Source organism: Parvularcula maris (assembly GCF_024505085.1).
GTDB lineage: Bacteria > Pseudomonadota > Alphaproteobacteria > Caulobacterales > Parvularculaceae > Parvularcula > Parvularcula maris.
This window is the reverse complement of record NZ_JANIBC010000004.1, coordinates 95,611-109,214: the sequence shown is the minus strand read 5'-3', so window position 1 is coordinate 109,214 and position 13,604 is coordinate 95,611. Positions and strand designations below refer to the sequence as shown.

Annotated in this window: 10 protein-coding genes; 3 read left to right on the top strand and 7 right to left on the bottom strand. The window is 64.8% G+C overall.

Annotated features, from left to right (window positions below; all coding sequences use genetic code 11):
• The first annotated feature begins 144 nt into the window (after positions 1 to 144).
• Positions 145 to 1,137 carry a phosphoribosylformylglycinamidine cyclo-ligase gene (gene purM / locus NOG11_RS07500; protein WP_256619103.1) on the top strand — a complete coding sequence of 331 codons (993 nt, stop codon included), beginning with the start codon at positions 145 to 147 and terminating at the stop codon, positions 1,135 to 1,137.
• On the top strand, positions 1,134 to 1,745 hold the full coding sequence (purN, locus tag NOG11_RS07495) for a phosphoribosylglycinamide formyltransferase (RefSeq protein WP_256619102.1): 612 nt from the start codon (positions 1,134 to 1,136) through the stop codon (positions 1,743 to 1,745). The genes purM and purN overlap by 4 nt, the downstream gene beginning before the upstream one ends.
• A gap of 187 nt (positions 1,746 to 1,932) precedes the next feature.
• Here purN and NOG11_RS07490 read toward each other — a convergent pair whose 3' ends face one another.
• Positions 1,933 to 2,508 carry a fasciclin domain-containing protein gene (locus NOG11_RS07490; protein WP_256619101.1) on the bottom strand — a complete coding sequence of 192 codons (576 nt, stop codon included), beginning with the start codon at positions 2,506 to 2,508 and terminating at the stop codon, positions 1,933 to 1,935.
• A 75-nt stretch (positions 2,509 to 2,583) separates the two neighbouring features.
• Positions 2,584 to 6,039 (bottom strand): DNA polymerase III subunit alpha, encoded by a 3,456-nt coding sequence (gene dnaE, locus NOG11_RS07485; RefSeq protein ID WP_256619100.1) that lies wholly within the window; start codon positions 6,037 to 6,039, stop codon positions 2,584 to 2,586.
• 386 nt (positions 6,040 to 6,425) lie between these two features.
• Here dnaE and NOG11_RS07480 point away from each other — a divergent pair, with 386 nt between their 5' ends.
• Complete coding sequence (locus NOG11_RS07480) at positions 6,426 to 8,756, top strand: ATP-dependent helicase (protein ID WP_256619099.1); 2,331 nt, start codon at positions 6,426 to 6,428, stop codon at positions 8,754 to 8,756.
• A 15-nt stretch (positions 8,757 to 8,771) separates the two neighbouring features.
• Here NOG11_RS07480 and NOG11_RS07475 read toward each other — a convergent pair whose 3' ends face one another.
• The 5 genes from NOG11_RS07475 to NOG11_RS07455 form a co-directional block, all read right to left on the bottom strand.
• Positions 8,772 to 9,635: a hypothetical protein gene (locus tag NOG11_RS07475; protein WP_256619098.1), complete on the bottom strand. Its 864-nt coding sequence runs from the start codon at positions 9,633 to 9,635 to the stop codon at positions 8,772 to 8,774.
• A gap of 124 nt (positions 9,636 to 9,759) precedes the next feature.
• Positions 9,760 to 10,521 carry a hypothetical protein gene (locus tag NOG11_RS07470; protein ID WP_256619097.1) on the bottom strand — a complete coding sequence of 254 codons (762 nt, stop codon included), beginning with the start codon at positions 10,519 to 10,521 and terminating at the stop codon, positions 9,760 to 9,762.
• 194 nt (positions 10,522 to 10,715) lie between these two features.
• Positions 10,716 to 11,144 carry a hypothetical protein gene (locus NOG11_RS07465; RefSeq protein ID WP_256619096.1) on the bottom strand — a complete coding sequence of 143 codons (429 nt, stop codon included), beginning with the start codon at positions 11,142 to 11,144 and terminating at the stop codon, positions 10,716 to 10,718.
• Positions 11,145 to 11,234: 90 nt separating this feature from the next.
• The gene (locus NOG11_RS07460) at positions 11,235 to 12,068 is read right to left on the bottom strand and encodes an SDR family NAD(P)-dependent oxidoreductase (protein WP_256619095.1); all 834 of its coding nucleotides are present in this window, start codon (positions 12,066 to 12,068) and stop codon (positions 11,235 to 11,237) included.
• Positions 12,065 to 13,558, bottom strand: a complete 1,494-nt coding sequence (locus NOG11_RS07455; protein ID WP_256619094.1) for a flavin-containing monooxygenase — start codon at positions 13,556 to 13,558, stop codon at positions 12,065 to 12,067. Before NOG11_RS07455 ends, NOG11_RS07460 begins: the two co-directional genes overlap by 4 nt.
• Positions 13,559 to 13,604: the final 46 nt, after the last annotated feature.

Below are 13,604 nucleotides of genomic sequence, written 5' to 3'. Positions count from 1 at the left end.
GCTGTCTCAGGAAAGGTGGTCGCCTGCCAGCGTCCACCCTACGCCGAGTTCTTGGAAGCCAGGACTGCTCTACGGCTCTGCGCTCGCATCTGCGACAGGAGCCTACCCCCTTCCCCGATCCCTCGATCTTGCCTAACGGGGGCCATGACCGATGCCTATAAGAAAGCCGGGGTCGATATCGACGCCGGCAACGCCCTCGTCAGGCGCATTGCGCCCTTCGCCAAAGCCACGCGACGCCCCGGCGCCGACGGCTCCTTGGGGGGCTTTGGCGGGCTGTTCGATCTCAAGGCGGCGGGCTTCGAGGATCCGGTGCTGGTCTCCGGCACGGACGGGGTGGGCACCAAGCTTCTCCTCGCCATCGAGGCGGAGCGCTATGAGGGCATCGGCATCGACCTCGTCGCCATGTGCGCCAACGACGTGCTGGTGCAGGGGGCGGAGCCGCTCTTCTTTCTCGACTACTTCGCCACCGGCCACCTCGAAGGCGATGTCGCGGCTGCCGTCATCGAGAGCATCGCCGAGGGCTGCCGCCAGGCGGGCGCGGCCCTGATCGGCGGCGAGACGGCGGAGATGCCGGGCCTCTACGGCCAGGGTCATTTCGATCTCGCGGGCTTCTGCGTCGGTGCCGCCGAGCGCGGGCGGCTTCTTCCGCGGATGGAGGAGATGGCGGAAGGCGACGTTCTCATCGCCCTCCCCTCCTCCGGCCCCCATGCCAACGGCTTCAGCCTGATCCGCAAGCTGATGGCCGAGCAGGGAGTAGCCCTCACGGACGAGACCCCCTGGGGCGGCACCTTCGCCGACGCGCTTCTGGCGCCTACCCGTATCTATACGGAGGAGCTGGTGCCGCTCTTCCGCCGAGGCGTGCTGAAGGGCCTGTCGCATATCACCGGCGGCGGCCTCGTTGAGAACCTGCCCCGCGTTCTCCCCGCCGGTCTTGAGGCTGCTATAAGCGACGGCGATCTCCTTCTGCCGCCCCTCTTCTCGTGGCTGCAGGAAGCGGGGTCGCTCAGCGACCAGGAAGGGAGGACGGTATTCAACTGCGGTGTCGGCATGGTGCTCATCGTCGCCGAAGCCGAGGCAGATAGCCTTCTTTCGGAGCTGACCGGTTCGTTCCGCCTCGGAACGCTGACCAAGGCATGACTGCCCGCATCGCCATCCTGATCTCAGGGCGCGGCTCGAACATGGAGGTGCTGGTCAAGGCGCACCGCGCAGGGGTTTTCCCTGGCGAGATCGTCCTCGTACTGTCCAATAAAGAGGGCGCCGCCGGTCTAGATGTGGCCGAGGAGCTGGGCGTACCCACGGCGACGGTCCCCAGTAAGGGGCGAAGCCGCGATGCGTTCGAGGCGGACCTTTCAAACGCTCTCAGCGCCGCAGAAGCGGACTTTGTCTGCCTTGCCGGTTTCATGCGTGTACTGACGCCGGGCTTCGTCTCGAAATGGGAAGGGCGCATGGTCAATATCCACCCCTCCCTGCTGCCCAGCTTCATCGGCCTGCACGTGCAGGAGCAGGCCATCGCGGCCGGAACGGCGCTTTCCGGCTGCACGGTCCACTACGTGACGGCCGATCTCGATGCGGGACCGATCATCGGTCAGGCCGCCGTGCCGCTTCTCGCAGGAGATGCCGCCGAAACCCTTTCCGCCCGTATTCAGAAGGCGGAGCATCGCCTCTACCCCCTCGCGGTAGCACGCGCCCTGGGCGGCGAGCCGACCGTGCTGGCCGAGGATGGGGTGCTGCTGTCCGTGCGCTGATCGCACTTGGTAGCCACGTCGTATCTTGTTCACAGTACGCACCCTAGCGAGTATGACGGGCACCTCTCCCTTCGGGAGAGGGCGAAGGCCGCGTAGGTGTGCCCCAGTCATTGTTCCAATTTGAAGGGGCTTTACCAACACCCAGATACGGTGGCCAATCGGTCAGTGGGCGCCTTTTCGGGCTGGGTCAGGCAGGGGGCAGCAGGACCTTGTCGATGACGTGGATCACCCCGTTCGAGGCTTCGAGATCGGGGATGGTCACCACCGCCTCGCCCGGCGCCGTGCCGATGGTCGGCACCGTGCCCGTCCCGTCATAGGAGAGGCCGCTGCCAGCCAGCGTGTCCGCCGTGCCGCTTTTGCCTACGATGTCGGAGGCGGGAAGCCGACCCGACACCACATGATAGGCGAGGATCTGTTTCAGCAGCTCCCGGTTCTCGGGCGCGCTGAGCACCTCCACCGAGTACCCGGCCGGAAGGGCGGCGAACGCGTCGTTGCTCGGCGCGAAGAGGGTGAGGGGACCTTGGTTCTCGAAGGTGGATAGGAGGTCCGCCGCCTCGAGCACCTCGCGCAGCACGGAGAAGCGCGGCTCCTCTTCGATGAGGGAGAGAAGCGTGGCCTCCTCGTCCGCCGCGGTCTGGGCTGCATCCTCCGTGACCTCGTCAGACGCTTCGGTCGCGGCATCCCCGGGCGCTTCGGGCTCTCCTCCGCAAGCTGCGAGGAGCAGAAGGGCGGCACCGAGGCCTAGCGGTCGGATGAGGGGCATGGTGGAACTCCTTTGCCCAGCCGGACAGATGACGCGGGGCTGTGGTTCCATTCGCCCCTGCCGAGGGTGCGGAACCTAGCTCGCCTGGCGCACCCCGCCCACACCCTTGATGAGCTGGAGAGGGCCGCGGCTCTTCTCGCCTGCGCGGAACTCGGGCGGAAGGCTGATCAGCACCTCGTAGCCCTCGTCATGCAAGGGAAGGACGAGAGTCGGCGGCATGTCGGTCTCCTCGCTGCGGCAGGCCTTGAGGCTGGAGCGGATGGCGGGAAGCGCCGCGCCTTCGGAGACGAAGATCGAGAGGGGGCCGGCCTCGGTCTTCGGCCCCTCCCGGTTCAGCTTGCGCAAGCTTTCCGCGGTCAGCCGGACGCCCCCGCCGCTATCGTCGCAGCTTACCGAGACCAGGAGCGGCGTGCCGGGAACGAGAAGGTCGCGGTAGCGCTCCAGCACCTCGGAGAAGGCCGTCACCTCGTACTCGCAGCTCTCGTCGGACATGGCGATCCAGGCGAAGGGCTTGCCGGATTTGGACCGGCGCTGGGTGATCTCGCGGACCACCCCCGCAAGGAGCGTCTGCCGCGGCAGCTCCGCCCCGTCGGCGAAGAGCGTTCCGGCAGGACCTATACCCTGGGCTGTGAGCGTTTCTTCGAAAGCCGAGAGGGGGTGTCCGGAGAGGTAGAAGCCGACCGCCTGACGCTCCTCCTCCAAGGCTTCGGAGACGTCCCAGGCCGTCTTCGAGGAAAGCTTGGGTCTGATGATGTCCTGCTCGCCCCCGCCGCCGAAAAGACCGCCTTGCGCGGACTGGCGCTCCTCGGCCTGGGCTGCCGAGTAGCGGCAGAGAAGGTCCGCCGCCGCCAGGGCTTCCGCTCGGTTCTTGTGCACCTCGTCGAAGGCGCCCGCGCGGGCGAGCTGCTCGATGGCGCGCTTGCCCACCTGACGGCCGTCCACCCGTTCGGCAAAGTCGAAGAGGCTGGTGAAGGGGCCGCCTGCCTCTCTCACCTGGACGATGTGCTTCATCGCCTCGAAGCCAACATTCTTGATGGCGCCGAGCGCGTAGAAGACCTCGCCGCCCCTCGCCTCGAAATCGGCGCCGGATCGGTTGATCGAGGGCGGGTGCACGGTGATCCCGGCCCGCTTCGCCTCGCCGAAGAAGACGGCGAGCTTGTCCGTGTTGCCGAGGTCGAGGGACATGGACGCGGCCAGGAAGGCGGCCGGGTGGTGGGCCTTGAGATAGGCCGTCTGGTAGGCGATCCAGGCATAGGCCGCCGCGTGGGACTTGTTGAAGCCGTAGCCCGCGAACTTGGCGACCAGCTCGAAGATCGACGCCGCCTTGTTCGGATCGACGCCGTTCGCCTTGGCCCCGTCGATGAAGCGGGCCTTCTGCTTGTCCATCTCCTCCTTCTTCTTCTTGCCCATGGCCCGGCGAAGAAGGTCGGCTTCACCGAGCGAGTAGCCGGAGAGCACCTGAGCGATCTGCATCACCTGTTCCTGGTAGATGATGACGCCGAAGGTCTCCTTGAGGATGCCCTCGAGCTTGGGGTGGAGGTAGTCGGGCTCCTCCTCTCCCGCCTTCCGGGCGTTGTAGGTGGGGATGTTGTCCATCGGCCCCGGCCGGTAGAGCGAGACGAGGGCGATGATGTCCTCGATGCTGTCCGGCTTCATGCCCTTGAGCGCCGAGCGCATGCCTGAGCTTTCAAGCTGGAACACGCCGGTCGCCTCGCCGCGGGTGAGCATGGCGAAGGTCGCTTCGTCCCTGAGGTCGATACGGTCGATGTCGAGTTCGCACCCCTCTCGGCCGAGGTTATCGAGCGCCCGGCGGATGACCGTCAGGGTCTTCAGGCCGAGGAAGTCGAACTTCACGAGGCCCGCGGGCTCGACCCACTTCATGTTGAACTGGGTCGCGGGCATGTCCGCGCGCGGATCGAGATAGAGGGGGACGATCTCCTGCAGCGGCCGGTCGCCGATCACGACCCCCGCCGCGTGGGTCGAGGCGTGGCGGTAGAGGCCCTCAAGCTTAAGTGCCGTGTCGAGCAGCGTGCCCACCTGCGGGTCGCCCTTGCGCTCCTCGGCGAAGCGGGGGTCACCGTCGATCGCCTCCTTCAGGGTCACAGGGTTCGCCGGGTTGTTCGGCACCATCTTGCAGAGCCGGTCCACCTGGCCGAACGGCATCTGCAGCACCCGGCCCACATCGCGCAGGACGGCGCGCGCCTGAAGCTTACCGAAGGTGATGATCTGCGCGACGCGGTCGTGACCGTACTTGCGCTGAACGTAGCGGATCACTTCGTCGCGACGGTCCTGGCAGAAATCGATGTCGAAGTCCGGCATCGACACACGCTCGGGGTTGAGGAACCGCTCGAAGAGGAGGTTGTAGCGAAGCGGGTCAAGGTCGGTGATCGTCAGCGCATAGGCCACGAGACTGCCCGCGCCCGAGCCCCTGCCCGGCCCCACGGGAATGTCCTCAGCCTTCGCCCACTGAATGAAGTCGGCGACGATCAGGAAGTAGCCGGGAAAGCCCATGCCCTTGATGACGTCGAGCTCGTGGCGGAGGCGCTTCTCGTAGTCCTCGCGCGGAGCAGCCGGTTCGATGACCGATAGGCGCTTCTCCAGCCCCTCCGTGGCCATCTTCTCAAGCGCCGCCACCTCGCCGTCGAAGTCGCCTGCGAAGGAAGGGAGCAGCGGGTCGCGCATGCGCGGGCGGTAGGCGCAGCGCCGGGCGATCTCCACCGTGTTGGCCGTGGCTTCCGGCAGATCGGCGAAGAGGGCGAGCATCTCGTCCTCCGGCTTGAACCAGCAGTCGGCCGGAACGGAGCGCCGGTCGTCCTGGCTGATATAGCTGCCTTCGGCGATACAGAGCAGCGCCTCGTGAGCCTTATGGTCGCCCGCCGCGCCGAAATAGACGTTGTTGGTAGCAACGATAGGAAGGTCGTTCGCATACGCTCTTTCGAGCAGCGTGTCCTCCTCCGGGTAGCGACCTTCCCGGTCCGTGCGGCTGGCGCTAGGGTGGCGCTGAAGCTCGATATAGAGGCGCCCCTCGAACGCCTCCATCAGCATGCGAAGCACCTCGTCGGCACCCTTCTCGTCGCCTCGGCGTAAACCCTGGTCGATCGGCCCCTCAGGTCCGCCGGTGAGGCAGATGATGCCGTCCGTCCTCTTGCAAACCTCGCTCAGCGCCACGCAGGGGGTGCTGTCGATGGCGGGCTTGGTGAAGCTGTCGGAAGCCAGCTCCATCAGCCTCAGATAGCCGACCTCGTTCTGAGCAAGCAGGACCAGCTTCGAAGGCTCGCGCTGCTTGCCGCGGGGGTCGAGCGGTCCCTCCTCGTCGCAGAGCGCCAGCTCGATCCCGGTGATCGCCTGCACCCCGCCCGCCGAGAGCAGCTCCGCCGCCTCCAGCGCGCCGAAGAGGTTGTTCGTATCGGTGACGGCCAGAGCAGGCATCTGCGTCCGCTCGCAGAGCTTGGTCAGCTCCTTCGTCGGGATCGCCCCCTCGGCGAGGGAGTAGGCGGAGTGGGTGTGGAGATGGATGAAGGAAGCAGGCATCGCCCAGACGCTAGGCGATTCCCTCCCTCGCGTGGCAGGCTCCTTCTCCACACCCGAGAGATGGTTCTAGCCGACCACCGCTACGGCCGCGGCGAGGAGCACGAGAAGCGTTGCAAAACCAGCGCAGTCCTTGATCATATTCATCGTTCAAACCCTCTTTGTTCTCCCCTCGTTCGCAGACACACGAGAACAAAACAAGAGCAAACAGCAGAACAGGCCCTCCCGAGGCTGGCTCGATGCTTCTCAGCAAGGGCAAACCACCAGTGTTCTTGCGGTGTTCCGGTCGTGTGGGAAGTTATCCACAACGCCTGGTTCAGCCTGGGACAGGAGCGGAAGTTTGCCGATGCTGCGTTCCCGAAGCGTTCTGAATCCGTTATAGGAGCACCATGGCTTCCCTATCCCAGCGCGCCATGAGCGGCGCCGCCCCGAAAGAGCACCGGATCGATGTCAGCGAGGAGAGCTACCTCGAAGGGCTGAACGAGGCGCAGCGCGAGGCGGTGCTGACCACCGAAGGACCTGTCCTGATGCTGGCGGGGGCCGGTACGGGCAAGACCAAGGCGCTAACGACGCGCATCGCTCATATCCTTGCGTCCCAGCGGGCCAAGCCCTGGGAGATCCTCGCCGTCACCTTCACCAACAAGGCCGCGCGCGAGATGAAGGAGCGGATCGGCAAGCTCGTCGGCGGGGAGTTGGAGGGCCTGCGCTGGACCGGCACCTTCCACTCAGTCGCGGCCAACATCCTCCGCCGTCACGCCGAGATCGTCGGGCTCAAGCCGAGCTTCACCATCATCGACACGGACGATCAGATCCGTCTCTGCAAGCAGGTGATCGAGGCGGCGGGCCTCGACGAGAAGCGCTGGACCGGGCGCGGCCTTGCCGCCGTCATCGACGGCTGGAAGAACAAGGGGCAGACGCCCTCGGACCTGCCCCCGCACGAGGCGGACCTGTTCGCCGACGGCAAGGGCATTGCTCTCTACCGGGAGTACCAGGAGCGGCTGATGACCCTCAACGCCGCCGATTTCGGCGACCTCCTGGTGCACAACATCTCGATCTTCCGGCGCGAGCCAGAGGTGCAGGCGGAGTACCACCGCCGCTTCCGATACATGCTGGTGGACGAGTATCAGGACACGAACGTGGCGCAGTATCTCTGGCTCAGGCTTCTCGCCAAGGGCGGTGACGGCGAGGTGCCGAACCTCTGCGTGGTGGGGGATGACGACCAGTCGATCTATGGCTGGCGCGGCGCGGAGGTCGAGAACATCCTCCGCTTCGAGAAGGATTTCCCCGGCGCGAAAGTGATCCGCCTGGAGCAGAACTACCGCTCCACCGCGCCGATCCTGGCGGCGGCCAGCGCCGTCATCGACAACAATCAGGGCCGCCTGGGCAAGACGCTGTTCACCGATCAGGACGGCGGCGAGCTGATCAAGCTGCGCGGCGTCTGGGACGGCGAAGAAGAGGCCCGGACCATTGCCGAGGACATCGAGGCGGAGCAGATGAAGGGCCGCTCTCTCTCGCATATGGCGATCCTGGTGCGCGCCTCGTTCCAGATGCGCGCCTTCGAGGAGCGCTTCAACACCAACGGCATCCCCTACCAGGTGGTCGGGGGGCCTCGCTTCTATGAGCGGGAGGAGACGCGGGACGCGCTCGCTTATTTGCGCCTGGTGCGGAACGTCGCCGACGATCTCAGCTTCAGCCGCATCATCAACAAGCCGCGCCGTGGTTTCGGCGACAAGACCCTGACCCAGCTCAGCGTCATCGCACGCCAGAACGGCATGTCGCTCGCAGCCGCCGGCCAGCTCATGCTGGAGACGAACGAGCTGAAGGGCAAGGCGAAGACCGCCATGATGGCTTTCCTCGCAAGCCTGGAGCGCTGGCGTGAGGAGGCGGAGAAGACTGCCCCCGCCCCCCTCGCCGAGATGGTGCTGGAGGAGTCAGGCTATACGGACTACTGGAAGAACTCGAAGAATGTCTCCGCTCCTTCGAAGCTCGAAAACTTGAAAGAGCTCGTCAACGCGGCCTCCGAGTTCGAGACGCTGGAGGGCTATCTCGACCATGTCAGCCTCGTGGCCGAGCGGACGAGCGACTCCGAGGACGGACAGGTCTGGCTGATGACGCTTCATGCCGCCAAGGGCCTGGAGTTCCCGGTGGTCTTCCTGCCCGGCTGGGAGGAGGAGATCTTCCCTTCCAAACGCAGCCTCGATGAAAGCGGTAATGCGGGGCTCGAGGAGGAGCGGCGCCTCGCCTATGTCGGCATCACCCGCGCGCGGGAGAGCTGCCGGATCTCTTTTGCTGCCAACAGGCAGGTCTACGGACGATGGCAGAACGCCCTCCCCTCCCGCTTCGTCGACGAGCTGCCGGAGGATCAGGTTGACGTTCTTTCCGAACCCGGCCTTTACGGCGTCTCGGCGAAAGAAATGCCCGCCCAGTCGCGCTTTGCCGACCTCGTGCTCGAGGAGACCTCCTCGCGCTACGAGACCCCCGGCTGGAAGCGCGCCCGCCAGCATGGACGCAAGCGCAACGCCGATCCGTCCATCGAAGGGACAGCGCGCCTGGTCGCCTCCTCCGCCCCCGGCGACGAGACCTTCTGCAAGGGCGAGCGCGTCAGCCACAAGAAGTTCGGCCTAGGGACGGTCATGCGATCCGAGGGTAACAAGCTCGAGGTGGAGTTCGACGAGGTCGGCAACAAGAAGGTGATCGCCAGCTTCCTCAGCGCGGCATAGGTTGAGCACTGACCCTCAGTCTGCAAACCGGATACCGACCATGCCGTCGTGGCGGAACATGATGGTGCTGCCTTGGAGGATCTCCATGCCGATCTTCGCCATCTCGTCGTCTGACTCCCTGACCCCAGGCAGCGTCGTGGTATAGCTACCGAGTTTGAACTCGATGGGTCCCTTCGCTGATCGAAGACCGTTTTCGCGAACTCGAACGCTGTTTAGCTTGCCTTCGCTCAACAACAGGTCGAACAGCTCTGTCGGAATCTGCTGATAGATAAGCCCGGTGGCGGCGACCGTCGTTACAGTATGGCCGCCGAACGAGGCGTCGATGTGAACAGCTTCCGACCCCTCGTTGAACTGCGACATCTGCATCGCGTGAAACGGCTCCCATGCGGAGCAGGCGTCAGGCTCGCTCATCCGGGTCAGGGTCTGCGCTTTCAGGTTCAGCACTGCACACCCACAAACCCCGAGACTGCCTACGGAGTAGTGGCCGGAAATGCCGTGCTGATAGCGTTGTTCGGTGCCGCACCCTTCGACGGCGATCGGTAGCTCTCTCGCTTCGTCTCCGGCAAAACTTACTTCTGCTCGCTGGCTACTGACCACGGAGCAGTAGTCAACATCATCGCGCGAGGGCAGCGGTTCATCCTGCGAGCGACTTACCGCCTCGGGATAGACGAAGGAGATATGCTCTGCCGTGTCAAGGAGGAAGAACGCAGGTTGCCCGTCGATCTCCGCACGGATATAAGGGCTGGGCGAGCCGTCTATTAGATTTCCTATAGAGAACGTCTGAACGAACGGCGCCTGTTCGGCGCTGGGAAGAAGGTCAGCCAACCCGCACAAACCCCTTGGGTTGCCGCCTATCAGAAGGAACAGGACTTCCAGCACGGCAATCTCCGTCGTTTCTGGAAGGCCAACGGTCTCGTAGGATGATGGTTCCGCAAAGGCTCAAGAGGCGGCGGCGCGGGGAGACCCTTCCGCGCCGCCGCTCCCCTTAAAGGCGAAGACGTTTCTAGTCGGGGTACACAACACGACCGGTGACGCCGTCGCCTTTGTTCCTTGCCCGGAAGTCTTCCTCGTTCTCGAGGATTTCGGCTCGGCCCCTTCGGCCTCCTTCGAGGCGCCGGTCGAGCGTGTCGTCCGAAGGCATGACCCGGCCCCTTACCTCGCCGTCTCTACGGTCGCGGCGGCTGTCCCTGCGGTCATCACGGCGATCGTCGCGATTGTCCCAGCGATCGTCTCTACGGTCGTCGCGCCTGTCCCAACGGTCGTCCCGGCGGTCGCGCCGGTCATCGTAGCGGTCGCGGCGGCGGTCACGGCGGTCGTCATAGGCCCAGCGGTCACGGCTATGGCGCCCGGACCTGCGGAAACTGTCATCGTACCAATCATTGTAGTACCAGAGGTTTCTGCCGCGGTGCCCTGCGAAGCGGCGGTCGTTGCGGAAAAAGCGGCTGTTACCGTAGCGGTCCACCCTGCCGACGATCTCGGTATCGATGATCCGTCCTCGGCTGATATAGATCCTCTCGACGAAGCCGCCGCGGGTGATCCGTGTGCGGGTCTGCAAGCCGTGCCTGAAGCGCGAGCGCGGGTGGTAGCGTTGGTGGTAGTAGCCGTAGCCGTTATTGTACCAGAGGCTCGGAACGATCGTGCCGGAGCCGATGCGAAGCACGAGATCGACACCGCCGTCACGGTGACGGGCCTCGGCGGACCCAGAGAACGCCCCGAGCGACATCGCCGCCGCACAGGCAAGGATCAGGACAGTCTTCATGGTCATAGCGACCTCCTTCCATCCCCCTGTGCATCAAACCCTAGCACCTATCGCAAAAGGGAACCATGAGGAACTGGTAACGTCACAGCATAAGCCGTTGCAATCATAGGTAGTTGCTCGACGCGGACTGCCGATGGGGCCGAACTCGATGGGTTCGGCCCCGCCGATGCTTGCGGTTACTTGGATCCGAGGACTTCAGGTTAGTGCCTGAAGCCGCGACCCCCGAAACCTCTGCCTCCGAAGCCTCGGCTTCGAAACCCGCGTCGGCTGAAACCGCGGTGGCCGTAGAAGCCGCGATGGCCGTAGAACTTGCGCCCGTGGAGGCCCTTGGCACCGATGAAACCGTGGTCGAAGCCGTGCACGCTACCATAGAAACGCGAGTTCCGGCGGGGGAAGAAGCGGTCGCCTTTGACGCTCCCGATCCGCTCCTTCCCAAGGATCTTGCCGTCTGCCTTGTAGACCGCGAAGGCGCGGCCCTTGTCGTCCACCAGCGTCTCGATGATCAGGTCGCCGCCGGCGAGCTGGTTCGCAGGGGCGGCGGGTGTCGCGAGTTGGGCGGATGCGGTCTGCGGCAGGAAAGCCGCACCGGCACCTAGGGCGATGAGGGCGGAGAAGGTCTTGAGGTTCATGGCTGAACTCCTTTCACCCTTCTGTTCGCGCCGGGCCGGTATATAGTCTCAGCCCGCGGATGAGTTCTGGGAAAGGCTGAGGGTCGGAGCTCAGCTCTCCTCCCTTTTAGGTAGCCTCAAACCCGCATTCCGCTTGAGAACGTCCCAGTAGCCCACCGGCAGAAGCTGCTGCACCAGCGCCGCGAAGCGAGCGTCGTTGCCCACCAGCACCCGCTTCTTACCTGCTTCCGCACCGTCCAGGATGATCTCGGCGGCGCGGGGCGGCGGCATGACGAGGGACTTCTCCGCACGCTTTAACGCCTCTTTGTGCTCCGCCTCGGTGATGCCTGGTGAGAGCTTGGCGCGCTTGGCGATGTTGGTGGCGACCCCGCCGGGATGAACCACCGTGACGCCCACGGAGGTATCTTCGAGCTCGTGCCGCAGCGCTTCGGAGAAGCCCCGCACACCGAACTTCGCCGCAGAATAAGCCGTCTGGCCTGCCGGTGCGATGATGCCGAAGATGGAGCTGATATTGACGATCCTGGCGCTGGGCTGATGCTTTCGAAGAAGCGGCAGGAAGCTCCTGGTCATGTTGACGACGCCGAAGAGGTTGATCTCCATCAGCCACCGATAGTCCTCGGGGGTCGTGTCCTCGAACCGTCCGCCGAGCGCCACGCCTGCATTGTTGAAGAGGAGCGCGACCGAGCCGTGCTCCTGCGACACCTCCTCGGCGGCTTGCGCGATGGCGCTTTCGTCGCGAACGTCGAGCACGCGGGAGGAGACCCTGCCGCCCTGGCGCCTGGCTTCTTCAGCGCACGTCTCGAGCTCCTCGCCGTTGATGTCGTAGAGCACGAGGTCGTAGCCGCGGCTCGCGCAGAGCTGGGCTAGGGCGCGGCCGATGCCGCTGCCCGCCCCGGTGATGACGGCAGCGCCTCGAGAGCTCATTCGGCGGCTTCCAGAAGCGCCGGACGAACCTCTTTCTCCTTGAACTGCATGACCCCGTCATCGAGCCTCGCGAACTTGGTGTCGACATAGTCGGAGAAGTAGCTCTGATGGTTGCGCCAGGGTCTCGCCCCGCCCTGCTTGGGAAAGAGCTCGATGCCCCGGTTCACATAGCCGGAGTTGAGGTCGATGGCGGGAAACTCTTCGGGACGGCGCGTGCCGTAATCGGGCACGATGATGTCCGCGCCCTTCTCCTCCATCAGTTTGATCAGCCTACAGAAGTAGCGAGCGGCAAGATCGGTCTTCAGGGTCCAGGAGGCATTGGTGTAGCCGAACATGCCAGCAAAGTTCGGCATGCCGGTGAACATGAAGCCCTTATAGATGAAGCTCTCCGAGAACGGACGGCTCTCCCCGTCCACGAACACCTTCATGCCCGACAGCGGCTTGAGTTTCAGGCCGGTAGCCTTGACCACGATGTCGGCCTCGATCACCTCGCCGCTCTCCATACGGATGCCATCGGGCACGAAGCGGTCGATGCCGCCGGTGACGACGGTAGCCTTGTCTTCTTTGATCGCCTCGAAGAGGTCGTTGTCCGGCACGAGACAGAAGCGCTGGTCCCAGGGGTTGTACGCAGGGGTGAAGTGCGGCTCGACCGGCAGCTTGCCGCCTAGCGCTTCTTCCGTGGCCTTACGGATCTGCTTCTTCATCCACTGGGGGTAGCGGCGCGAGAGCTGGTAGGTGAGCGTGCCCATGGCGAGGCGCTTGAGGCGGAAGAACTTGTATGTGGCCTTCTGGGGCAGCACCTTGCTGACCGTGTCGAACCACGGGTCCTTGGCGGGTAGCGAGGCGATATAGGTGGGCGAGCGCTGGATCATCGTCACCATCTCCGCCCCGCCCTCGGCCATGGCGGGCACGATGGTGACGGCGGTGGCGCCCGAGCCGATCACGGCGACCTTCTTGCCGGTATAGTCGAGGTCTTCGGGCCAGAACTGGGGCTCCAAGATCTCACCCGCGAAATCCTCCTCGCCGCCCATCATCGGCACGTGGCCGCGCTCATAGTCGTAATAGCCGACGCCCGAGACGATGAAGCGGGAGCGGACAATGTCGGTGCTGCCGTCCTCGCGCTTGACCTTGGCAGTCCAGAGCGCTTCTTCGGAGTTGAAGCTGATCTCGGTCACTTTCGAGCGGAACTCGATTTTGTCCGTCAGGCCGTACTCCTCGGCGGTGCCCTCGATGTAGCTCTTGATCGAGGGGCCGTCGGTCAGCGCCTTGGGCAGGTGCCAGGGCCTGAAGGGGTAGCCGAGGGTGTACATGTCGCTGTCCGAGCGGATGCCGGGGTAGCGGAAGAGGTCCCAGGTCCCGCCGATCGCGTCCCTCGCCTCGAGAATACGGACCGAGAGGTGGGGCAGGTGGATCTTGAGGCGGCTCGCGGCGCCGATGCCGGAAAGCCCGGCGCCGATGACCACGACGTCGGTGAGCGCTTGTTCTTCCATGCCTGCCTCCCTGGGACGGTGCGCCCGGCTTGCGTTGAGCCCGCGC

Bases quoted from the DNA above. Each gene is read 5' to 3' on its own strand.
- purM (WP_256619103.1), top strand. From the start codon at position 145: ATGACCGATGCCTATAAGAAAGCCGGGGTCGATATCGACGCCGGCAAC.
- purN (WP_256619102.1), top strand. From the start codon at position 1,134: ATGACTGCCCGCATCGCCATCCTGATCTCAGGGCGCGGCTCGAACATG.
- NOG11_RS07490 (WP_256619101.1), bottom strand. From the start codon at position 2,508: ATGCCCCTCATCCGACCGCTAGGCCTCGGTGCCGCCCTTCTGCTCCTC.
- dnaE (WP_256619100.1), bottom strand. From the start codon at position 6,039: ATGCCTGCTTCCTTCATCCATCTCCACACCCACTCCGCCTACTCCCTC.
- NOG11_RS07480 (WP_256619099.1), top strand. From the start codon at position 6,426: ATGGCTTCCCTATCCCAGCGCGCCATGAGCGGCGCCGCCCCGAAAGAG.
- NOG11_RS07470 (WP_256619097.1), bottom strand. From the start codon at position 10,521: ATGACCATGAAGACTGTCCTGATCCTTGCCTGTGCGGCGGCGATGTCG.
- NOG11_RS07465 (WP_256619096.1), bottom strand. From the start codon at position 11,144: ATGAACCTCAAGACCTTCTCCGCCCTCATCGCCCTAGGTGCCGGTGCG.
- NOG11_RS07460 (WP_256619095.1), bottom strand. From the start codon at position 12,068: ATGAGCTCTCGAGGCGCTGCCGTCATCACCGGGGCGGGCAGCGGCATC.
- NOG11_RS07455 (WP_256619094.1), bottom strand. From the start codon at position 13,558: ATGGAAGAACAAGCGCTCACCGACGTCGTGGTCATCGGCGCCGGGCTT.